The following is a 21,988-nucleotide window of genomic DNA, read 5'->3' as shown; positions in this document are numbered from 1 at the left end:
TTATATGTTTCATGCTGCCTTTAGAGTCGATGGTTCGCGATTAATAGGGGTTGGACATATCATGCGTTGTCTGACGCTGGCCGATATGCTATCGAAACAAGGGGTAGAGATTCATTTTGTATGTAATGGAGACCTCCCGTTGCAGACCCAGCAGATGATAACAAGTAGTGGCTATCACCTGCTTCTTAGCCCATCGGAACAATCAGGGGAAATTGACTGCACGGAAGATGCATATCATTTTCTTCGTTTAATCTCCCCATATTCTATTACTGTAATTATCGTTGATCATTACGGATTAGATGCTAAATGGGAAAGGCTGGTTCGACCTCATACAGAACGAATTGTTGTAATTGATGACCTGGCGAATCGGGTGCATGATTGCGATATATTGCTGGATCAGAATCTATATGCAAATCTTGAAGAGCGTTATAAGGGACTTGTTCCGCTCAATTGTGAGCTGTTGCTGGGCCCTTCTAATATACTTCTTCGGCAAGAATTCCTAGAGTATAAAGAAGAGTTGTATATACGTACACTATGCAGGAATGTACTTATTAATTTTGGCGGTAGTGACCCTACAGGAGAGATCTTAAAGGTTCTTAAAAGCATCCATGACAAGGTGTTGTTTGCTGACATAACCTTTCATGTTATTGCAGGACCGGCTAATTCGAGAAGCCCGCAGATTGAACAGTACTGCAGTAATATGCCTAATGTTGTATATTATGAGCAGTATAAGAATATGGCAGAAATGTTATCTGGGATTGATCTTGTGATCGGGGCGGGTGGTATTTCTTTATGGGAAAGATGTTATATGGGTGTACCTTCTATAGTCATAAGCGTAGCGGATAATCAGGTAGAGACAGTTAGGGCGGCCGAGAGTCACGCTTTATGCTGGTATTTAGGACTTAGTAAAGAAGTTACGGAAGAAGACATATATAATTTGCTGAAGGATATTATAGCTCGGCCGGATCTGCTGCGACACTCAAGTGAAACGATCTCAGCCTACATGGCGCCATTAAGAAATACATGTGAACATCCGATAATTACACATATAACGTCTTAAACTAACAACGACCTGTTCATAACTGAAACCATCACATAAATTAATCGGGAGAAGGTAGCCGCGTATGCAATTTAAAATAGGAAACCGCTTTATAGGACGGGGACATAAGCCTTTTATAATAGCCGAAATGTCGGGAAATCATAATCAATCGCTTGAGCGGGCACTTGCCATAGTTGACGCTGCTGCTGAAGCGGGTGCAGATGCATTAAAGTTGCAGACTTATACAGCTGATACGATTACGCTAGACATACATGATGGGGAGTTTTTTATTGAGGATCCAAACAGTCTTTGGAAGGGAGCTTCTCTTTATAATTTGTATAAGGAAGCCTATACACCTTGGGAATGGCATGAAGCGATCTTTGCTCGCTGCGCCGAAAAGGGGATGCTCGCTTTTAGTACACCATTTGATGAATCCGCTGTAGATTTTCTGGAGACTCTCAATGTCCCAGCCTATAAGATTGCTTCATTTGAAAACAATGACATACAGCTTATTCGAAAAGTTGCATCAACTGGAAAGCCGCTTATCATGTCTACGGGCATGGCAACCATTTCTGAGTTGGATGAAGCAGTCCGTGCTGCCCGTGAGGCCGGAGCAGAAAATATTGTGCTGTTGAAATGTACAAGCACGTATCCAGCAACACCTGCTAATACAAATCTACTGACAATCCCTCATCTGGAACAGTTGTTTGGTTGTCAGGTCGGTATTTCTGATCATACGATGGGCATAGGCGTATCAGTTGCAAGTGTAGCATTAGGTGCTACCGTAATCGAGAAGCACTTTACTTTATCAAGAGCAGAAGGAGGGGTGGATTCGGCATTTTCAATGGAACCAGCCGAATTTAAGTCTCTAACTGTAGAGAGTGAACGTGCTTGGCAATCTCTCGGAGTCGTAAGATACGGGGCAACTGATGCTGAGAAACCATCCATGAAGCATAGGCGCTCACTCTATGTATCCGAGGATATTAAAGAAGGGGAAACGTTCACTAAGAATAATATACGTTCGGTTCGTCCTGGTATGGGTCTTCCGACTAAATATTTGGATCAATTGTTGGGGAAGAAGGCAAAACAGGATCTGAAGAAAGGAACCCCGGTGACATGGGATCTGCTATGAATTGTATGTGCCGGATATAACTTTATACGCAATTGAAAACTTGGTTTCATCATAACTGGAGGAATGGAAATGAATATACTACTTACCGGCGGAGCCGGGTTTATCGGCCGTTGGGTGGCCAAGCGTCTTTTGAATGACGGACATCAGGTTTGGATTCTGGACGACCTGTCGAACGGAAGAGAAGAGAATATTGCTGAGTTTCGCGAACACAGCGGTCTTAAGGCATTTATTGAGGGTTCTATTCTTGATGAACCACTTCTTGAAACACTGTTCGCGGAGAATAACTTCGATATCTGCTACCATCTGGGTGCCTCTATTAACGTGCAGGATTCCATTGACGATCCGCGGACGACCTTCAATAATGATACGGTAGGCACGTTCTATGTAATGGAACAGGCACGCAAGCATAATGTAAAGGTTGTCTTCATGAGCACTTGCATGGTGTATGATCGTTGCACGGATGAGGCAGGAATCAGCGAATCTCATCCAATTAAGCCAGCGTCTCCTTATGCCGGTTCCAAAATTGCAGCTGAGAATATGGTGTTATCTTACTTCTACGCATATGGTCTTCCTACGGTCGTCATCCGTCCGTTCAATACTTACGGGCCTTATCAGAAAACTGGCGGAGAAGGTGGTGTTGTAGCCATCTTCATCAAGAACGAGCTCGCAGGGAAAGATCTCAGCATTTACGGAGAAGGAACGCAAACACGGGATTTGCTGTATGTCGAGGATTGCGCTAGATTTGTCGTAGAAGCGGGATATTCCGACAAAGTTAACGGTGAGATCGTCAACGCGGGTCTTGGTCGTGACATTGCGATTAATGATCTGGCAAAGCTCATTGCCGGGGACGAGTCGCGTATCAAGCATGTCGAGCACATCCATCCGCAGAGCGAAATCCAGAAGCTTCTTTGTAATTATGACAAAGCTAAGCGGCTGCTCGACTGGGAGCCCCAAGTCAGTCTCGAAGAAGGTATACAAAGAACGAAAGGATGGATTTCTACAACTGATCTCATTTGAGATTGGTAGCTCGGGACTAGAAGAGTAAAGTGCGAAAATACTATGATCTAGAAGTAACAGCGCACCCAAACTTTATATAGCTGAAGCACGCAGCATAAAGCTATATATTCATACTAAAGTAAAAAGATGCATCTGGGCATGAAAAGCGAATCCGAGGTAGTTGCTTATTTGGTCATGTTCAATGAGCATCATAAATAATACCTTGGAAAGCTTAAACATATGAAATATGCAAGCTGGTCAAAGATATCCATAATTAAAAAACGCCATGTTAGGACGGATAAAATGGGATTATCGGCAGCTATGATTTGTAAAGATTCGGAGCGATCCATTCAGCGGGCCATAGTCAGTACTCTTGATTCTGTGGATGAATTTATTATCGTGGATACGGGTTCAACGGATCGCACCATTGAGATTATACAAGGGTTGGCAGAGCAGCACGACAAAATCAAACTGCATCACTTTGCATGGACAGGTGATTTTGCAGCAGCACGTAACTACTCACTATCGCTGGTAACGCATGACTGGGTGTTTGTCATGGATTCGGACGACGAACTCCCTGAATCCGAACGGAAAAAGCTTCGGCTATATTGCGAGCATTACGAGAAACAGGGAGTAAGGGCGGGGATGTATATCGTCTGTGACAACACGGTTAACGGAGAGATAACAAGCTCAATAGATGCGATTATGCGACTTTTTCCGTCTGATTTACGGTATAAGGACAAAATTCATGAGGTTGTGGACACTGATGGCAAAGACGTTGTAATCGTTAAAAGTGACATACACATTTTGCATGACGGCTACGATCCAGCCGTAACCGATGTTTACGCGAAAAAGCAGCGCAACCTAGAAATGATGATTGAAGCCCTGAAGGAAGATCAGACTAACGCGCGTATGTGGATGCAGCTGGGCCGGGAGTTCATACGGATAGATGATGACAAGGCACGTCAGTTTCTTGACCGTGCGGAGTCTCTGACACAAGATAAGGGGCTGCTGCGCTGGATCGAGGATAGCCGGAATTCTATAAAATAAAGTCATGAAAGTGAAGGAATCTAAAACAGTTAATATTGCATTATTGACTGAAATTTGGGAACGGTTAGAGGATGGAATCAAAGTAATAGACGAACATAGAACGAGAAACGGGGTTCTACACCGGTGAAACAAATCGATGAAAATAACATAAGTCGCCCTGTTCGCACCTCCTTACTGCCTTACGGCAAACAGTGGCTGGATGACAACGATATACAGGCGGTGCTTGAGACGCTTCATAGCGACTTTATAACACAAGGACCTCAAATTGAGAGGTTCGAACGTAAAGTCGCGGATTACGCGGGTGTCCAATATGCAGTTGCCTTCTGTAACGGTACAGCAGCTCTGCATGCCGCGTGCTACGCAGCCGGAATTGGTGAAGGTGATGAGGTTATTACGACACCCAACACATTTCTGGCAAGCAGCAACTGCGTGATGTATATGGGCGGCAAGCCTGTGTTTGCGGACATCAACCCGATAACATACAATATTGACCCTGACCGCGTAGCTGAACAAATTAATGAGCGCACGAAAGCGATTATACCGGTAGACTTCTCAGGGCAGCCTGCTGAGATGGATCGTCTCGAAATGCTTGCCCGCGACCACGGGTTAACCATTATTCATGACGCGGCCCATTCCCTTGGCGCCTCATATGGCGGCCGTAAGGTGGGCACCTTTGGGGACATGACTATGTTTAGCTTCCACCCTGTTAAGCTTGTAACAACCGGAGAGGGTGGAATGATCGTAACGAATCGTGCAGACCTGTATGAGAAGCTGCTGCTGTTCCGCAATCATGGGATGACTAGAGATCCGGGTAAGATGGAATATAACGAAGGATCTTGGTATTACGAAATGCAGGCACTGGGCTACAACTACCGGATGACGGAGTTGCAGGCCGCGCTTGGCGTTTCGCAGATGGACAAGCTGGATGGATTTGTAGCTTCCCGTCGAAAGATAGCGAAGAAGTATGATCGGGCATTCGACAATATTCCTGGTCTGGTAACGCCTCGTCAACATGCGGAAGCGGAGTCCAGCTGGCACCTGTATGTTCTGCGGTGGGAGCCTCAACACTTTAAAGTTGGTCGCAAAGAAATATTTGAAGCTTTGCGAGAATTGCAGATCGGTGTACAGGTTCATTATATTCCTGTCTATAAGCAGCCGTATTATCGGGCTAATGGTTTTGCAGGTGTCCATTGTCCAAATGCGGAGGCCTATTATGAGACGGCCTTGTCTCTGCCGATCTTCCCGAAGATGACGAAGGAAGACATACAGGATGTAATAGAAGCTGTTAACACAGTGGTGCAGCGCTACAAAATATGACCGCATTGGTTGGATCATACACTCACAATGAATTCGCTTACAAACCTTGTTGACATCTCCAAACCCTGGTGCTATAGTTTGGTTGTGGGCCATGAACACATGTACGCCTCACAGCTATTTGAAGATGAAGGGAATGTTTACGGATGCAAGGTAAAGTTAAATGGTTTAACGCAGAGAAGGGCTACGGATTTATCGAGACTGAAGAAGGCGGCGACGTTTTCGTTCATTTCTCCGCGATCCAATCCGAAGGATTCAAAACCCTCGAAGAAGGCCAGTCGGTCGAATTCGACATCGTTGAAGGCGCACGCGGTCCACAAGCTGCTAACGTAGTCAAACTGTAATCATCCGGCCTTGAGCCGATCGATAGATGGTATACAATTGACCAGTGCTGGACACAATCCCCCGGGATAACCGGGGGTCTTTTATTTGTTCCGGCACTGCTCCTCCTGCTCCTTTACGATCCCAAAATTAAATTTTCAAAAAATTCAAAACTGTGCGTGTTTTCATTTTGTTAACGGTTTATGAATATGGTATGATGGGATTAAGTAAAGGAGGAGTGCACAATGAAATACAACATCCGTGGTCAACAAATCGAAGTTACAGACGCGCTAAGAGACTATGTCGAGAAGAAAATAAGCCGACTGGACAGGTATTTTGAAGCACCCTTAACCTCCGATGTAAATGTGACTTTATCTGTTATTCGTAATAAGCAAAGTGTAGAAGTAACGATTCCGCTGACCGGCGTAGTGCTGCGGGCGGAAGAACAGCATGATGATATGTATGCTGCGGTTGACCTTGTGGTGGACAAGCTGGAGCGCCAGATCCGCAAGCACAAGACCAAGCTGAACCGGAAGTTCCGCCAGGATGGCGGCATCCGCGCCCTGTTCAGGGAAGAGCCAGTGGCTCCCCAGGCCTTTGAGGAAGAGGATGACGAGCTGGAAGTGGTCCGTACCAAGCGCCACGCACTGAAGCCGATGGATGTGGAGGAGGCGATCCTTCAGATGAACATGATCGGCCACAGCTTCTTCGTTTTTGCCAATTCGGATACGAAGGAAGTCAACGTTGTGTATAAGCGCAACGACGGCAAGTACGGATTAATTGAACAAGCGTAAATGATGCGTAAAGCATCTGCCGAAGAATGACCTTGACGATGCAAATTCAGCCGGGCCCCTTCAGGGTCCGGCTTTACATTTAACAGGCAAAGTGTGAGTTTAAGAAGCGCGGTTCATAAGGGAAACCGGCGTTGGCAACACTAGGTTTCTGTGTAGTGTGTACGGAAAGGCAGGCGCTGGGCGGTCAGCTGGGAATTTCAGGCGTTTTTTGGCTGAGTGTCATTGCGGCGGCATGTCCAAACTGATACAATTTAGGCAATGAGTCGAATACGAAAGGGGCATAACCTGATGCTCGGACTTGTCAAAAAAATATTCGGCGATGCAAACGAACGCGAGATTAAGCGTCTCACCCGCACCGTCGATCAAATCAACGCCATGGAGCCCGATTTCGTGAAGCTCTCGGATGAGCAGCTGCGTGCCAAGACAGATGAATTTAGAGCACGGATCGAGAAGGGAGAACAGACAGGGGCTATTCTGCCGGAAGCTTTCGCTACGGTCAGAGAAGCTTCCAAGCGTGTGCTGAACATGCGCCACTTCGATGTGCAGCTGATCGGTGGCATGGTTCTGCATGACGGCAAGATCGCCGAAATGAAGACAGGGGAAGGCAAGACGCTGGTCGCCACCCTCCCGGTATACCTGAATGCCCTTGCGGGCAAAGGTGTTCATGTCATTACGGTTAATGATTATCTCGCCCAGCGTGACAGCGCCCAAATGGGACAGCTGTATGAATTCCTGGGTCTTACAGTCGGCTGCAACCTGCACGGCTTAACCCATGCCGAAAAGCAGGAAGCGTATGCGGCGGATATTACGTATGGAACGAACAACGAATTCGGCTTTGACTACCTGCGCGATAATATGGTGCTCTACAAGGAGCAGATGGTCCAACGGCCGTTATACTATGCCATTATCGATGAAGTGGACTCCATTCTGATTGACGAGGCCCGGACGCCGCTCATCATTTCGGGTCAGGCAGCCAAGTCAACCGAGCTTTATTTTGCGGCGGACCGATTTGTAGCATCACGGCTGATGGAAGAAGAGGATTACACAGTCGATATCAAGCTGCGCAGTGTTACGCTGACGGAGTCTGGTGTAGAGAAGGCTGAGAAGGCTTTCGGCATCGACAACCTGTTCGACCACGCGCATGTGCTGCTCAACCATCATATCCAGCAAGCGCTGAAGGCGCATGCTATTATGAAGCGTGACGTCGACTACGTGGTTCAGGATGACGAGGTCGTCATTGTTGACGAATTTACTGGCCGTCTGATGGCCGGACGCCGTTACAGCGACGGGCTTCACCAGGCGATTGAAGCGAAGGAGCAGCTGAAGGTTCAGAATGAGAGCATGACGCTGGCTACCATCACGTTCCAGAATTACTTCCGAATGTACCGCAAGCTTGCCGGCATGACCGGTACGGCGAAGACAGAGGAAGAAGAATTCAAGAAGATTTACGGACTAGACGTGGTTCAGATTCCAACGAACCGGACGAATATCCGTATTGATATGCCTGATGTCGTCTACAAGACGGAGGACGGCAAATTTAAGGCGGTGCTGGAAGAGATTGTAGCGCGCCACCAGAAGAACCAGCCGGTGCTGGTCGGTACGGTTTCGATCGAGAACTCGGAGAAGCTGTCCGAGATGCTGAAGCGCCGCGGCATCGCGCATAAAGTTCTGAATGCCAAGTACCATGCGGAAGAGGCGGAGATTATCTCCCGTGCCGGACAAGCTGGCGCTGTAACCATTGCCACCAATATGGCTGGCCGGGGTACTGACATTCTGCTGGGTGAGGGTGTGCCGGATACAGGCGGTCTGCATATTATTGGTACGGAGCGCCATGAGAGCCGCCGGATCGATAACCAGCTGCGCGGCCGCGCCGGACGCCAGGGTGACCCAGGTTCAACCCAGTTCTATCTCTCGCTGCAGGATGATCTGATGCGCCGTTTCGGTGCCGAGAATATCATGGGCATGATGGATCGTCTTGGCTTTGACGAAGACCAGCCGATTGAGAGCCGACTGATCACAAGAGCCATTGAATCGGCACAAAAGCGGGTTGAGGGCAATAACTTCGATCTGCGGAAGGTCGTCCTGCAGTATGACGATGTAATGAACCAGCAGCGTGAGGTCATCTATAAGCAGCGCCGTGAGGTTCTCTACTCGGATAATATCCGCGAGGTTGTCCAGGAGATGATCAAGCCGGTTGTGGAGCGGATTGTAGAAGCGCACTGTCCGGCTGATGAGGTTCCGGAGGATTGGGATCTGCAGGCTGTTGTGGACTATGCACACGCAACCTTCCTCAAAGAAGATACGATTACGAAGGACGACCTTTGGGGCAAGGAGAAGGAAGAGATCGTGGAATTCCTTCTGTCCAAGGTGAATGAGCTGTATGATGAGCGCGAAGAGCAGCTTGGCGAAGAGACGATGCGCGAGTTCGAGAAGGTTGTTGTTCTCCGCGCGGTGGACAGCAAGTGGATGGATCACATTGACGCGATGGATCAGCTGCGCCAAGGTATCCACCTTCGCGCATACGGCGGTACCGATCCGCTCCGCGAGTATCAGTTCGAAGGCTTCGAGATGTTCAAGGAAATGATTGACCATATTCAAGAGGAAGTCACCAAGTATATTATGAAGGCTCATGTTGAGAACAACCTGGAGCGCCAGGAGGTTGCCAAGGGCCAGACAGAGACAGGCGGCAGCGGTGAACCGCAGGTGAAGAAGCCGGCCAAGCGGGATGACCGCGTAGGACGCAACGATCCGTGCCCATGCGGCAGCGGCAAGAAATATAAGCAGTGTCACGGCAATTCGTAATAAACTGGGAACCGCTCGCGCAGCAGATCTGACACGGGCGGTTCCTGCCGCGTGTGCGCCCTTTTCATCCCGGCAGGGATGAGGGCCCGGCGGCTGGCAAGAAGCGGATCAACCGCAAATTTTATTTTGAGGTGACGACAACCATGATAGACGCATCGGTTAAACAAGACCTGCGCGAGATGGCAAAGCGGCTCCAAGAACTCAGGGGGTCTCTTTGACTTAGATCTCAAGCAGGAGATCATAGCCAACTACGAAGAGAAGATGACGGCGCCGGATTTTTGGGACGACAATGACAAAGCACAGGCAACCATATCTGAGCTGAATGCCGTGAAATCGGTCGTTGAGCAGTACGAGAAGCTGGCCGCCGAGCAGGAAGACATGGAGACGATGCTGGAGCTGGCAGAAGAGGAAGGCGACGAGTCGCTGGAAGGTGACATTGTGGAGGGAGTAGCAGCGCTCGTCCAGAAGGTTAGCGATTTCCAGCTGCAGCTGCTGCTGAATCAGCCTTATGACAAGCTGAACGCGATTCTGGAGCTGCATCCGGGAGCAGGCGGTACGGAGTCCCAAGACTGGGGCCAGATGCTGTACCGGATGTATACACGCTGGGCAGAGAAGCGCGGCTTTAAGGTGGAAGTACTCGACTATCTGCCCGGGGATGAAGCGGGGATCAAGAGTGTGACCATTATGGTCAAAGGCTATAACGCCTACGGTTACCTTAAAGCGGAGAAAGGGGTCCACCGTCTCGTGCGGATATCTCCGTTTGACGCCTCAGGACGCCGTCACACCTCCTTCGTATCCTGTGATGTCATGCCGGAAATTTCAGATGATATCGAGATCGAGATAAGGCCTGAGGATCTAAAGGTGGATACGTACCGCTCCAGCGGTGCGGGCGGACAGCATGTCAACAAGACGGAATCCGCTATTCGAATAACTCACGTGCCTAGCGGGATCGTAGTGGCCTGTCAGACTGAGCGCTCACAGATCCAGAACCGGGAGCGGGCGATGAAGATGCTTCGATCCAAGCTCTATGAACGCAAGATCGAGGAGCAGCAGAAGCATCTGGCCGAAATCCGCGGCGAACAATCGGATATCGCTTGGGGCAGCCAGATCCGATCCTATGTATTCCACCCTTACAGCATGGTCAAGGATCACAGAACCCAGGTGGAGACAGGTAATGTCGGAGCCGTCATGGACGGGGACCTGGATGCCTTCATTGATGGTTATCTCCGGAGCCAGATCAGACAGGAATAGCTTAGGGCGCGCTAAGCGTTTCAAAAAGGCCGTTCAGGCAAAGGTCAATACAGCCTTTGCCTAGACGGCCTTTATTTTGTAGGCGGGCGACAGGCACGGTGCCCTGTGCGGGCTAATATAGTAGATGAGGCGGGCAGACGCTGGTTTGAAGCCGGTATTTTTTCAACAAGCTCGCCTGCTTGGTGCCAGGATGACGCACATATATTTTCTGTATAGGTAACAATAAGAGTAGATGCGTACATAAGTGGGTGCAAAGCCTGCTGTTTCGGGTAATTTTAAACGACATAATGGTTGACGGGAGATCTAAACATGATACTAGGTAAATCTAACAAGCATCGAATGCGAAGGCATAACATGTCGGAGAATCATCCGAGGCTAGCCGCTGCTGTGGACGTCTTCTTGATGCTGGCCGGTTCGTTTGTGGTGGCACTCAGCTTTAACTTATTTTTACTTCCTAATGGAATTGCATCTGGAGGCGTGTCGGGTATTTCGATTCTTGTAGAGCGGACGCTTAACGTCCGGCCCGCTTACACGCAGTGGGCGCTCAACATTCCGCTGTTCATAGCAGGGCTGCTCCTGCTGGGAAAACGTTTTGCCCTAAAGTCGCTGCTCGGTACATTGATGCTGCCGTTGTTCGTCCTGCTAACCGCTCACTGGACACCGCCAACAGGGAATCCGCTGCTAGCTTCACTCTATGGTGGCATTGGGGTGGGACTGGGTCTTGGACTCGTATTCAGGGGCAGAGGGTCGACAGGCGGATTGGATACAGCTGTGCAGATTGTTCACCGGTATACGGGCATCAAGCTTGGGCTGGCGCTTGCTTTTATTGATGGGATGGTTATCATAGCGGCTGGCATTGTAATATCCCAGGAAAACGCACTCTACGCGCTGATCGGACTCTTCGTCACCAGCAAGACAATTGACGTCGTGCAGACGGGGATGAAGGTATCGAAGGTGGCTTTTATCATATCCGAGAAGTCTGAGGAAATCGCGAAGGCTATCCTGCATGATCTTGACCGGGGGCTAACCAAGCTTGATGCACATGGCGGTTTTACCGGAGCTAGCCGGACGGTGCTGATGGTCGTGGTCGGCCAAAGTGAAGTGATGAAGCTTAAGCTGGCGGTGCGGTCAGTAGATCCGAATGCCTTTGTCATTATCAGCGATACGGCCGAGGTGCTCGGTGAAGGCTTTCAACTGCCGCAGGTCAGGTAGGCAGTCCTATTAAAAAGCAATTGTATTTATATAAATTGGCATGTATAATAATACAGAAATTAATGGCTACGGATCTTTATGGCGGAATTCCCCTTAATAGCGGGAAAGCTGGTAGAGAGGCTAATCAACAGGATGGGGGAGAGCGGGCAATGAGTTCGAAGGTTAGAGCGGCAATTATCGGTTCCACAGGCTACGGCGGGGTGGAGCTAGTTCGACTTCTTGCGGCGCATCCGCAGGTTGCGATTACTTCGGTGATTTCATCATCGAGTGCAGGCGAGCCAATCGCGGCAGGTTATCCGCATCTGCAGGAAATTCGTACAGAGCTTTTGGATGGCATAGACCCTGCTGAAATTAAATCCAAAGCGGATGTCGTCTTCCTGGCGACCCCTGCAGGCGTAGCCTCTGGAATCGTACCGCAGCTGCTGGAGCAGGGGCTTAAGGTGATCGACGTGTCGGGGGATTTCAGGCTGAAATCACCGGCTTTATATGAACAATGGTATAAGAAAGCACCTGCAGAGCAAGCATACCTTGATCGTGCGGTATACGGTCTTACCGAGGTGTTCGGCAGTGAGGTGCAGGGCCAGGAGCTGATCTCTAATCCGGGGTGCTACCCGACAGCGACACTGCTTGGCCTGGTTCCGGCCGTTGCGGCTGGTTGGATTGACCCGAAGTCAATTATTGTTGATGCGAAGTCGGGCGTATCGGGCGCAGGCCGGGGCGCCAGCCTTGGAACGCACTATTCTGAGCTGAATGAGAATTTTAAAGCCTATAAGGTAAACCAGCATCAGCATATTCCTGAGATTGAACAGGTGCTTGCACGTGTGGCGGGTACGGAGGTGACGGTAACCTTTACCACTCATCTCGTGCCGATGACAAGGGGCATTATGAGCACAATCTATGCATCGATTGCAGGGCGTCGGGGTGTGCAGGATTTTATCGGTTTATACCGGGAGTATTATGAAGGCAGGCAGTTCGTGCGCATCCGGCCCGAAGGCCAGTGGCCGGGGACGAAGGAAGTGTATGGCTCAAATTACTGCGATATCGGCTTTGCGGTCGATGAGCGGACGGGAAGGATTACGATCATCTCCGTCATCGACAATCTCGTCAAAGGCGCGGCTGGCCAGGCGATCCAGAATCTTAACCTGATGATGGGCTGGGAAGAGGGGCTGGGCCTGCAGTTCGTGCCGGTCTATCCATAAGCGGATGCGGGAGTATCCGTACCAACTACGGACATGAAGGAGTTCGATTGAACATGGGAGCTGAAGCGCCATATAACGTGGTGCCGGAGGGATCGGTCATTACGCCGAAGGGCTTCAAGGCGGGCGGTCTGCACTGCGGTTTGAAGAAGACAACAAGACACGATCTTGGGGCTATTGTCTGTGATGTGCCCGCCGCGGCAGCGGCTGTTTATACAACGAATGTATTCCAGGCGGCTCCGCTGCAGGTGACCCGCGAGAGTATCGGGCAGGAAGGCCGGCTGCGTGCGGTTCTCGTGAACAGCGGCAACGCCAATGCCTGTACGGGGAAGCAAGGTGAAGAGGATGCCTATACGATGCGCAGCCGGTTCGCCGAGCAGCTGCAGGTTGAGCCGCATCAGGTGGCGGTAGCTTCCACAGGCGTCATTGGCGAGCTGCTGAAGATGGACCGGGTGCTGAGCGGGATTCAGGAAATGCCGGCGCGTCTGATGGGCACGCAGGAAGGCGCGGATGATTTTTGCCAGGCGATTCTGACGACCGATCTTGTGCAGAAGACCGTCTGTGTAGCGGTAGAGGTGGACGGGAAGACCGTCCATATTGCCGGTGCAGCGAAGGGCTCCGGGATGATTCATCCTAATATGGCGACCATGCTCGGCTTCGTTACAACCGATGCGGCCATTGGCAGTGAATCACTTCATTACCTGCTCCGGCAGGCAACGGATGTGACGTTCAACATGATTACCGTAGATGGGGATACAAGCACGAACGACATGCTGCTGGCTATGGCGAGCGGACTTGCCGGCAATGAAGAGCTGACCCAGCGCCACCCGGATTGGGAAGCGTTCAGCGCGGGGCTGAAATATGTGTGTGAGGTTCTCGCGAAGGCGATTGCACGGGACGGTGAGGGGGCAACGAAGCTGGTCGAGGTGCAGGTTGGCGGTGCGATCACGGATGAGTCGGCACGTGCGATTGCCAAAACGGTCATCGGCTCTTCGCTGGTGAAGTCGGCCATGTTCGGGGCGGATGCGAATTGGGGGCGCATTATCGGTGCCATCGGGCGCGCGGGACAACCGGTTAACCCGGAGACTGTCGATATCCGCCTTGGCGACATCGTTGTGCTTGAGCAGTCAAGGCCTGTGGCGTTCGATGAGGAGAAGGCGCTCGCCTACCTGAAGGGAGATACGGTTCATATCTACTGTGAGCTTCATATGGGTGAAGGCAGAGCAACGGGCTGGGGCTGCGATCTCACCTATGATTACGTGCGGATCAATGCCGCTTATCGGACTTAGGAAGGGAACGGTTAGGCTATGAAGGAACGGTTTGTCATGAAATGCGGCGGGAGCACATTGGCGGCCCTGCCGGCAAGCTTTTTTGAAGAACTGAAATCCTTGCAGGAAAGCGGGGTCCGGCCGGTCATCGTGCATGGCGGGGGTCCGGCGATCTCCGATACCCTGGGAAAGCTGGGGATTGAGACAGGGTTCGTAAACGGGCTGCGCGTCACGACGGAGGCAGTGCTTGATGTCGTTGAGATGGTGCTCGCCGGTACGATTAATAAGGAGATTGTCCGCAAAATCCAGGGCAGCGGCGCAAGAGCGCTCGGCTTATCGGGAATTGACGGCAAGCTGATTGAGGCCCGCCCTGTGCCGAACAGCAGTGAGATCGGCTTCGTTGGTGAAGTGACTGGTGTGAATGCTGAAGTCATCGAAGGCATCATGGCGATGGATTACATACCGGTGCTTGCGCCGGTCGGAATCGACGATGCTGGACAGCGGTATAACATTAACGCGGATACAGCGGCAGGAGCGGTGGCTTCTCACCTTGGGGTTGAGCGGATGATTGTTGTGACCGATGTTCCCGGCATCATGCGCAGGATTGACGGTGAGCTGCAGGTGCTGCCGGTAGTAACGGTGGAAGAAATTGAGGCCATGATTGAGAGCGGCGATATTTACGGCGGCATGATTCCGAAGGTGCGGGCGGCTGTTCAGTGTATTACAGGCAGGGTGCGCGAGGTTGTCATTGTCAGCGGCAGTGAGCCGGGCGTACTCACAAAGGCGGTACGAGAGGGCGGAGTCGGCACGCGGATCGTGCAGGGCTGAAACAAGCGGAGGTGGAACGTGATGAGCGAAGTTAAAGGAATGCAGCAAGCAGCAGGAGCAGGAAGTCAGCAGGCCCCGGGCAGCCCGGCTGGAAGCTCGCTGTTCCCGACCTACGCGCGCAACCCGGTTGCGCTCGTTAAGGGTCAGGGCAGCTGGCTGTGGGATGAGGAAGGAAATAAATATTTGGACTTCATGAGCGGGCTGGCAGTCACCAACCTTGGGCACGCGCCCCAGGAAATCAAGGAAGCGCTTGTGCAGCAGCTTGATGAGCTGTGGCATGTGTCCAACCTGTTCCGGATTCCGGGACAGGAAGAGGCCGCTGCGCTGCTGACTGCGAACAGTCATGCAGACGCTGTCTTCTTTTGCAACTCGGGAGCCGAGGCCAATGAAGCGGCGATCAAGCTGGCCCGCCGGTATCAGCAGCAGGTGCTGGGGAGTGGCAGATATGAGATCATCACGTTCCAGCAGTCCTTCCATGGCCGTACATTGGCCACGTTGACCGCTACCGGGCAGGATAAGGTGAAGGAAGGGTTCCAGCCGCTGCCGGACGGCTTCAAGCACGTGCCGCTGCATGATCTGGAAGCGCTCAGAGGAGCAATAAGCAGCCAGACAGCAGCGGTCATGCTGGAGATGATCCAGGCGGAGGGCGGGGTAAACCTCGTTGATCCTGCATTTCTGAAGGAAGTGGCGGCGCTGTGTGAAGAGCATGGACTGCTGCTGATCCTAGATGAGATTCAGACCGGCATGGGCCGCACAGGCAAGCTGTTCGCGTTCGAGCACTATGGCATAGAGCCGGACATCTTCACGCTCGCCAAGGGGCTGGGCAGCGGCTTCCCGGTGGGCGCGATGCTCGCCAAGGGCAAGCTTGCCCCGGCATTTGGGCCGGGCAGCCACGGCTCCACCTTTGGCGGTACACCGCTGGCATGCGCAGCCGTCAAGGCGACAGTGAAAGCAATTGTGGACGCCAGACTGCCTGAGCGTGCAGCGGAGATGGGGGAATACCTGCGTCAGAAGCTTGAGGATCAGCTGTCAGGCAGCTCGTTCGTGAAGGAGATCCGCGGCAGGGGACTGATCCTGGGAATTGAGTGCAAAGCGGCGGTCTCAGAGCTCGTAACGGAAGCGCGGGAGCAGGGGCTGCTTGTCGTAACAGCGGGGCCCAATGTCATTCGGCTGCTGCCGAACCTGCTGGTCACGCAGGAGGAAATTGATCAGGCGGTTGGCGTTCTGGTCAGCCTGCTGTCAAAAGAGGATGCTGCTTCCCATGTCTAGGAAGTTAACGTACAACGTAAAAGCCAAGAAGGCTGTCTGAGCACAGGCTTCATCCTGGGTGACGGACGGAACATATGAACAGATTGATGCTGGTGCTGCATGAGCGGCACGGCTTACGATAAAGGAGTGATCCATGTGCAGAACACCGTGAAGGAAGAAATGGCCGCTAAACTTAAGGGGCGCGATTTTTTGGCGCTGGCTGATTATAAACCGGAGGAAATCCGCTATCTGATCGATCTTGCGATTGAATTGAAGCGCAAGCAGAAGGCAGGCGAAGTATATCAGCCGCTGAAGGGCAAGACCCTTGGCATGATTTTCGAGAAGTCCTCCACGCGTACCCGCGTTTCCTTCGAGGTAGGGATGTACCAGCTAGGCGGCCACGCGCTGTTTCTCAGCAAGAACGATTTGCAGCTCGGCCGCGGCGAAACCGTATGGGATACAGCCCAGACGATGTCCCGCTACCTGGACGGCATTATGATCCGCACCTATGCGCACCGCACTGTTATCGAGCTGGCACGCGGTGCGACGGTGCCGGTAATCAACGGGCTGACCGATTATGCGCATCCCTGTCAGGTACTGGCCGACTACCAGACGGTGCTTGAGCATAAGGGACGCCTTGAAGGGCTGAAGATCGCCTATATCGGTGACGGCAACAATATGGTTCACTCCCTGCTCATCGGCGCAGCCAAGCTTGGCATGCATATGTCTGTCGCTTCTCCGGAGGGCTACGAGCCGGACGAAGCGCTGGTTAAGCAGGCGAAGGAGATTGGCAGCCAGACGGGATCGGTGATCGAAGTGTTTCGTGATCCGCAGGAAGCGGCATCTCAGGCGGATGTCCTGTATACGGATGTATGGGCCAGCATGGGCCAGGAAGACGAGCAGAAGGAACGGGAAATTGCGTTTGCGAACTACCAGGTCAACGAGGAGCTGGTCCGCTATGCGAAGAACGATTACGTATTCATGCACTGCCTGCCGGCCCACCGCGGCGAAGAAGTAAGCGAGGGTATCATCGACGGCAAGCATTCTATCATTTTCGACGAGGCTGAGAACCGGCTGCACGCTCAGAAGGCCATTATGGCAGCTACAATGTAAGGATATACTTGCACGGCGGCACGACGGACGGGAGATCAACGGATAAGGAGCGATTGGACCGATATGGCAAAAGAAAAGATTGTATTAGCTTATTCAGGGGGGCTTGACACCTCTGTCATCCTCAAATGGCTGAAGGAAACCTACGACGCTGAAATCATCGCCTTCACGGCGGATATCGGACAGAAGGATGAGCTGGACGGCCTGGAGGAGAAGGCACTGGCTACCGGTGCATCGAAGGTCTACATTGATGACCTGCGCGAGGAGTTCGCGGCGGACTTTATCTACCCGATGTTTCAGTCGGGAGCGCTGTATGAGGGACAGTATCTGCTGGGCACCTCCATTGCAAGACCGCTGATCGCCAAGCGGATGGTCGACATTGCACGCGCAGAAGGCGCGACGGCTATTGCGCATGGGGCGACCGGCAAAGGCAACGACCAGGTACGCTTTGAGCTTGCGGCCGCTGCCCTGGCACCGGATATCGCGGTGATTGCACCTTGGCGCATTGAGGCGTTCCGCGAGCAGTTCCCGGGACGTGCGGAGATGATCGCCTATGCGGAGAAGCATAACATTCCGGTGCAGGCTTCCGCGGCCAAGCCGTATTCGATGGACCGCAACCTGCTGCATATCAGCTTTGAGAGCGGCATGCTGGAGGACCCTTGGTTTGATGCAAGCGCGGAGGAGAACGAGGGCATGTATGTGCTGAGCGTTTCTCCGGAAAAAGCGCCTGACCAGCCGGAATATATCGAGCTGACGTTTGAGGCAGGTAACTGCGTAGCGGTTAACGGCGAGAGCATGAGCCCGCTGGCTGTCATGGAGAAGCTGAATGAGTTGGGCGGCAAGCACGGCATCGGCCGCGTCGATATGGTGGAGAACCGCTTCGTCGGCATGAAGAGCCGGGGCGTATATGAGACGCCGGGCGGCACTATTTTGTTCACGGCGCACCGCAAGATGGAATCCCTGACAATGGACCGTGACGTAATGCATCTGCGGGACTCGCTGATTTCCAAGTACAGCACGCTCGTGTATAACGGCTTCTGGTTTGCACCGGAGCGGCTTGCACTGCAGGCGCTTGTTGAGGAGAGCCAGAAGAACGTTACTGGTGTTGTCCGCCTGAAGCTGTACAAGGGCAATGTGATCGGTGCCGGCGTGAAGAGCCCGGTCAGCTTGTACAACCCTGATATTGCGACAATGGAAGCCGATCCGACACAGGCCTACGACCAAGGCGATGCAACAGGCTTTATCCGTCTGAATGCCCTTCGTCTGAAGGTGTCCTCTGGCGTGGAGCAGTCGAAAAAACAATAGATCTTATCAAGCAGATCTCCCAAAAGGAGTGTTCGGATACGTGAGTAAATTATGGGGCGGACGATTTACGAAGAAGACCGACCAGCTGGTGGAAGAATATACAGCTTCGATTACCTTTGATAAAGAGCTGGCGGAGGAGGATATCCAGGGCAGTCTGGCGCATGTGACCATGCTCGGCAAGCAGGGAATTATCCCGCTGGATGACGTGGATACGATCAAGGAAGGACTGCACCGGGTGATGCAGAAGATCAAGCGGGGCGAGATCGAGTTTGCGGTTGCGGATGAAGATATTCATATGAATATTGAGAAAACGCTGATCGATGACATCGGCGCCGTAGGCGGCAAGCTGCATACCGGGCGCAGCCGCAACGATCAGGTGGCAACCGACATGCACCTGTACCTGCGCAAGCGTGTCGTAGAGTTTGTAGACCTGCTGCATAAGCTTCAGGCGGCGCTGCTGGAGCAGGCGAAGGCCAACCTGGATACCATCGTACCGGGCTATACGCATTTGCAGCGGGCACAGCCGATTCTTTTTGCCCATCATCTGATGGCATACGTGGCGATGTTCGGACGGGATGCGGAGCGGCTGCAGGACAGCTATAAGCGGATCAATACCCTGCCCCTCGGAGCAGGAGCGCTGGCAGGCACAACGTTCCCGATCGACCGGCATTTTGTCGCCTCGCAGCTTGGCTTTGACCGAATCTACGAGAACAGCCTGGATGCGGTCAGCGACCGGGACTTTATTCTTGAATTCCTGTCTCACGCCTCGATCATCATGATGCATCTGTCGCGCCTTAGTGAGGAGCTGATCCTCTGGTCGAGCAGCGAATTCCGCTTCGTCGAGCTGGACGATGCCTTCTGCACAGGCAGCAGCATTATGCCCCAGAAGAAGAATCCGGATGTTCCGGAGCTTGTCCGCGGCAAGACAGGACGGGTCTATGGCAATCTGATGGGCCTTCTGACTGTGCTTAAGTCGCTCCCGCTGGCTTATAACAAGGATATGCAGGAGGACAAGGAGGGCATGTTCGACACGGTGAAGACGATGCAGGGCGCCCTTCAGCTCTTCGCCCCGATGATTGCCACGATGAAGGTCAACAAGAGCCGGATGCGTGAGGCGGTTAATATGGACTTCTCGAATGCGACGGACATTGCGGATTTCCTCGTCGGCAAGGGCCTGCCGTTCCGCCAGGCGCATGAGGTGATCGGCAAGACGGTGCTGTATTGCATCGAGCAGAACAAGTTCCTGTTGGACCTCACGCTGGAGGAATTCAAGCAGTTCTCCAAGCTGTTCGACGAGCGGATCTATGACGTGCTGCAGCCGGAAAATGTCGTGAACGCCCGTAACGTATACGGCGGCACGGCTACAGCACAGGTCAGCGAAGCGATTACCCGTGCTGAAATGGGGCTCGAGCAGACAGCTGCCTGGGTCGCAGAATATGCAGAGCGCAGCAAATAAAGCATTACACACACTAGGTTAAGATTATATCATCTTGAAAACCGCCGGGACTTCTGCAGCCCCGGCGGTCTTTGCTGTTTCATTCTGCTGCTGTGATACCATCCTCAAGCAGAGGCTCGCTGTTCTTCGAGCTGCTGCTCTTATTTGGCTTGCTGCCGCCTATCTGAACGACAGTGGGCTGGCCTTTATACGTATCGCGGGATATGAGTTCCCTCTTAACTGCTTTGCCGTCCCGGTAATGGATCCGGTAGGTTTCCACTTTATACCCGGCCTTGCCTTGTTCAATGACCCTGCGGCTGCCAAGCGGAGCGCCTGGGTCGGTAATTTCCTTGACAGGCGGATCGATCAGCTCGACCGTCTCCGACTCAATCTCGTAACGCTCATTCTCCGGCATGGTCCCGAACAGCTTCACGGTAAGCGTTCCGTTTTCTACCCGGCTTTTGATAACGAGATGCTTGCCGGTTGTGTTTTTGAAACGGAAGTTAATGGCGCCCTGCGCGAATGTGGCGTCCTGTCCTCTCGGGATATAGGATACGGGCAGGGAGTGGTTTCGCCGTTCCACAATTTCAAGCCCTGCTTGCAGCGCTGCGTGGTAGAGCGTGCTGGAGACCTGGCAGATCCCCCCGCCTATACCAGGAGCGAGCTTCCCGTTCAGAATGACTGGCGCCTCACGGTAGCCGTATTCCTGCTCGGCTGCCTGGACGATCTTGCCGTAATCGAAAACTTCACCAGGCTTCAGCTCCAGATCGCTTAGCACCCGTGCGGTTACCGATACATTGTGAACTCTGCCCGCTGAGCTGCTGCCAAGCGAAGTCGAGAAGGAGACGATCATCCGGTCTACCCCCTGAGCCTTCAGCTGTTCCAAGGTGACAGCGGGCATAACCTTGGTGAAGGGCAGCGGCAGCCTGATTGGAGCGGCCTCTTCAGCAGATGAAGGTGCGCTGCCCGCCTTTACTGCCTGCTTCACCTGCTCCAGGAGCTTCTTCTCATCCACCTTATAGCCGACATTATGGGGCTGGTATAGAACCCGGTCATCCGGCGTAATCTTGCGCACCGCATCCGCAGGCTTCATGGCTTCCATCCATGCCCACTCCTTCTTTACCATCTTCGTGAAGATGTCCTGCCGCCACTGTTCCTCTATAACGAGCTCCTTGGGAAAATGATAGCGGTACCTAGCGCGCTCCCAGAGCGAGCCTTCCTCGAGCTTCCGGATGGCCGCCAGCGCTTGCTCGCGTTTAATCTGATAGCCTAGCTCCTTCAGCGCCCAGGTCTGCTGTTTGCCGTTGATTCCTTCAATGATAACCTTGCGCTGTTCGGCTTGATTCCAATTCTCCGACAGCAGGGTAATGGCCTCGTCAGCGGGCAATCCGCCGATATCCGCTCCGCCGGCGCGTACACCGTCCGGTATATGGCTGCGTGTGGCATAGAACCAGAGCGCTCCCCAAGCCGCAGCTGCCAGCAGAAGTAGCGTTATGCCAATGAGAACAAGCTTCTTATAGCGAATCATGATAAGGACCTCCAAACCTCCGGATATGCAGTGTTCATTCTGTATACATATGTTTTTCAACCACAAACAATGCCGAGTGAGTTGCCTGCCGAATAAATTCGACATAGTTCTACATTTTTATATTGCGAAAAAACTCAGTATTCTAGCGGGTTTTTCAAA

19 protein-coding genes are annotated in these 21,988 nt (G+C 52.4%); 18 read left to right on the top strand and 1 reads right to left on the bottom strand.

Features of this window, described 5'->3' with window-relative positions; genetic code table 11:
* Positions 1 to 4: 4 nt before the first annotated feature.
* The 18 genes from pseG to argH all read left to right on the top strand — a co-directional run bounded on the left by pseG (position 5) and on the right by argH (position 20,322).
* Entirely contained in the window at positions 5 to 1,060 is a 1,056-nt protein-coding gene (pseG, locus tag L1N82_RS10855) for a UDP-2,4-diacetamido-2,4,6-trideoxy-beta-L-altropyranose hydrolase (protein WP_268821934.1), read from the top strand.
* Between the two features lie 64 nt (positions 1,061 to 1,124).
* The gene (pseI, locus tag L1N82_RS10850) at positions 1,125 to 2,171 is read left to right on the top strand and encodes a pseudaminic acid synthase (RefSeq protein ID WP_235287412.1); all 1,047 of its coding nucleotides are present in this window, start codon (positions 1,125 to 1,127) and stop codon (positions 2,169 to 2,171) included.
* Between the two features lie 69 nt (positions 2,172 to 2,240).
* Positions 2,241 to 3,188 (top strand): dTDP-glucose 4,6-dehydratase, encoded by a 948-nt coding sequence (locus L1N82_RS10845; protein ID WP_235287411.1) that lies wholly within the window; start codon positions 2,241 to 2,243, stop codon positions 3,186 to 3,188.
* 300 nt (positions 3,189 to 3,488) lie between these two features.
* Positions 3,489 to 4,217 carry a glycosyltransferase gene (locus L1N82_RS10840; protein ID WP_235287410.1) on the top strand — a complete coding sequence of 243 codons (729 nt, stop codon included), beginning with the start codon at positions 3,489 to 3,491 and terminating at the stop codon, positions 4,215 to 4,217.
* Positions 4,218 to 4,349: 132 nt separating this feature from the next.
* Positions 4,350 to 5,534, top strand: a complete 1,185-nt coding sequence (gene pseC / locus L1N82_RS10835; RefSeq protein WP_235287824.1) for a UDP-4-amino-4,6-dideoxy-N-acetyl-beta-L-altrosamine transaminase — start codon at positions 4,350 to 4,352, stop codon at positions 5,532 to 5,534.
* 143 nt (positions 5,535 to 5,677) lie between these two features.
* Positions 5,678 to 5,875 (top strand): cold shock domain-containing protein, encoded by a 198-nt coding sequence (locus L1N82_RS10830; RefSeq protein ID WP_111144814.1) that lies wholly within the window; start codon positions 5,678 to 5,680, stop codon positions 5,873 to 5,875.
* Positions 5,876 to 6,097: 222 nt separating this feature from the next.
* Positions 6,098 to 6,646: a ribosome hibernation-promoting factor, HPF/YfiA family gene (hpf, locus tag L1N82_RS10825; protein ID WP_235287409.1), complete on the top strand. Its 549-nt coding sequence runs from the start codon at positions 6,098 to 6,100 to the stop codon at positions 6,644 to 6,646.
* Positions 6,647 to 6,934: 288 nt separating this feature from the next.
* Positions 6,935 to 9,448, top strand: coding sequence for a preprotein translocase subunit SecA (secA, locus tag L1N82_RS10820; protein ID WP_235287823.1), 2,514 nt, complete (start codon positions 6,935 to 6,937; stop codon positions 9,446 to 9,448).
* 53 nt (positions 9,449 to 9,501) lie between these two features.
* The gene (locus L1N82_RS10815; RefSeq protein ID WP_235287850.1) at positions 9,502 to 9,666 is read left to right on the top strand and encodes a hypothetical protein; all 165 of its coding nucleotides are present in this window, start codon (positions 9,502 to 9,504) and stop codon (positions 9,664 to 9,666) included.
* Positions 9,592 to 10,699, top strand: a protein-coding gene (gene prfB, locus L1N82_RS10810) for a peptide chain release factor 2 (RefSeq protein ID WP_235287822.1) whose coding sequence is annotated in 2 segments (ribosomal slippage) — positions 9,592 to 9,663 and positions 9,665 to 10,699 — 1,107 coding nt in all. Because the reading frame shifts where the segments join, the coding sequence is not laid out codon by codon here. The genes L1N82_RS10815 and prfB overlap by 75 nt, the downstream gene beginning before the upstream one ends.
* Before the next feature lie 339 nt (positions 10,700 to 11,038).
* Complete coding sequence (locus tag L1N82_RS10805) at positions 11,039 to 11,911, top strand: YitT family protein (protein ID WP_407946749.1); 873 nt, start codon at positions 11,039 to 11,041, stop codon at positions 11,909 to 11,911.
* A 149-nt stretch (positions 11,912 to 12,060) separates the two neighbouring features.
* The gene (gene argC, locus L1N82_RS10800) at positions 12,061 to 13,110 is read left to right on the top strand and encodes an N-acetyl-gamma-glutamyl-phosphate reductase (protein WP_235287408.1); all 1,050 of its coding nucleotides are present in this window, start codon (positions 12,061 to 12,063) and stop codon (positions 13,108 to 13,110) included.
* A gap of 53 nt (positions 13,111 to 13,163) precedes the next feature.
* On the top strand, positions 13,164 to 14,396 hold the full coding sequence (gene argJ, locus L1N82_RS10795) for a bifunctional ornithine acetyltransferase/N-acetylglutamate synthase (RefSeq protein WP_235287407.1): 1,233 nt from the start codon (positions 13,164 to 13,166) through the stop codon (positions 14,394 to 14,396).
* 18 nt (positions 14,397 to 14,414) lie between these two features.
* Positions 14,415 to 15,203 carry an acetylglutamate kinase gene (argB, locus tag L1N82_RS10790; protein ID WP_235287406.1) on the top strand — a complete coding sequence of 263 codons (789 nt, stop codon included), beginning with the start codon at positions 14,415 to 14,417 and terminating at the stop codon, positions 15,201 to 15,203.
* Positions 15,204 to 15,242: 39 nt separating this feature from the next.
* Positions 15,243 to 16,472, top strand: coding sequence for an acetylornithine transaminase (locus L1N82_RS10785; protein WP_235287820.1), 1,230 nt, complete (start codon positions 15,243 to 15,245; stop codon positions 16,470 to 16,472).
* A gap of 159 nt (positions 16,473 to 16,631) precedes the next feature.
* Positions 16,632 to 17,564, top strand: coding sequence for an ornithine carbamoyltransferase (argF, locus tag L1N82_RS10780; RefSeq protein ID WP_268821952.1), 933 nt, complete (start codon positions 16,632 to 16,634; stop codon positions 17,562 to 17,564).
* 63 nt (positions 17,565 to 17,627) lie between these two features.
* Complete coding sequence (locus L1N82_RS10775) at positions 17,628 to 18,866, top strand: argininosuccinate synthase (RefSeq protein WP_235287404.1); 1,239 nt, start codon at positions 17,628 to 17,630, stop codon at positions 18,864 to 18,866.
* Positions 18,867 to 18,906: 40 nt separating this feature from the next.
* Positions 18,907 to 20,322 carry an argininosuccinate lyase gene (gene argH / locus L1N82_RS10770; RefSeq protein ID WP_235287403.1) on the top strand — a complete coding sequence of 472 codons (1,416 nt, stop codon included), beginning with the start codon at positions 18,907 to 18,909 and terminating at the stop codon, positions 20,320 to 20,322.
* Between the two features lie 79 nt (positions 20,323 to 20,401).
* Here argH and L1N82_RS10765 read toward each other — a convergent pair whose 3' ends face one another.
* Entirely contained in the window at positions 20,402 to 21,829 is a 1,428-nt protein-coding gene (locus L1N82_RS10765; RefSeq protein WP_235287402.1) for a VanW family protein, read from the bottom strand.
* Positions 21,830 to 21,988: the final 159 nt, after the last annotated feature.

This window comes from Paenibacillus tarimensis, assembly GCF_021532315.1.
GTDB lineage: Bacteria > Bacillota > Bacilli > Paenibacillales > Paenibacillaceae > Paenibacillus_I > Paenibacillus_I tarimensis.
This window is presented reverse-complemented; position numbering and strand designations above follow the sequence as displayed.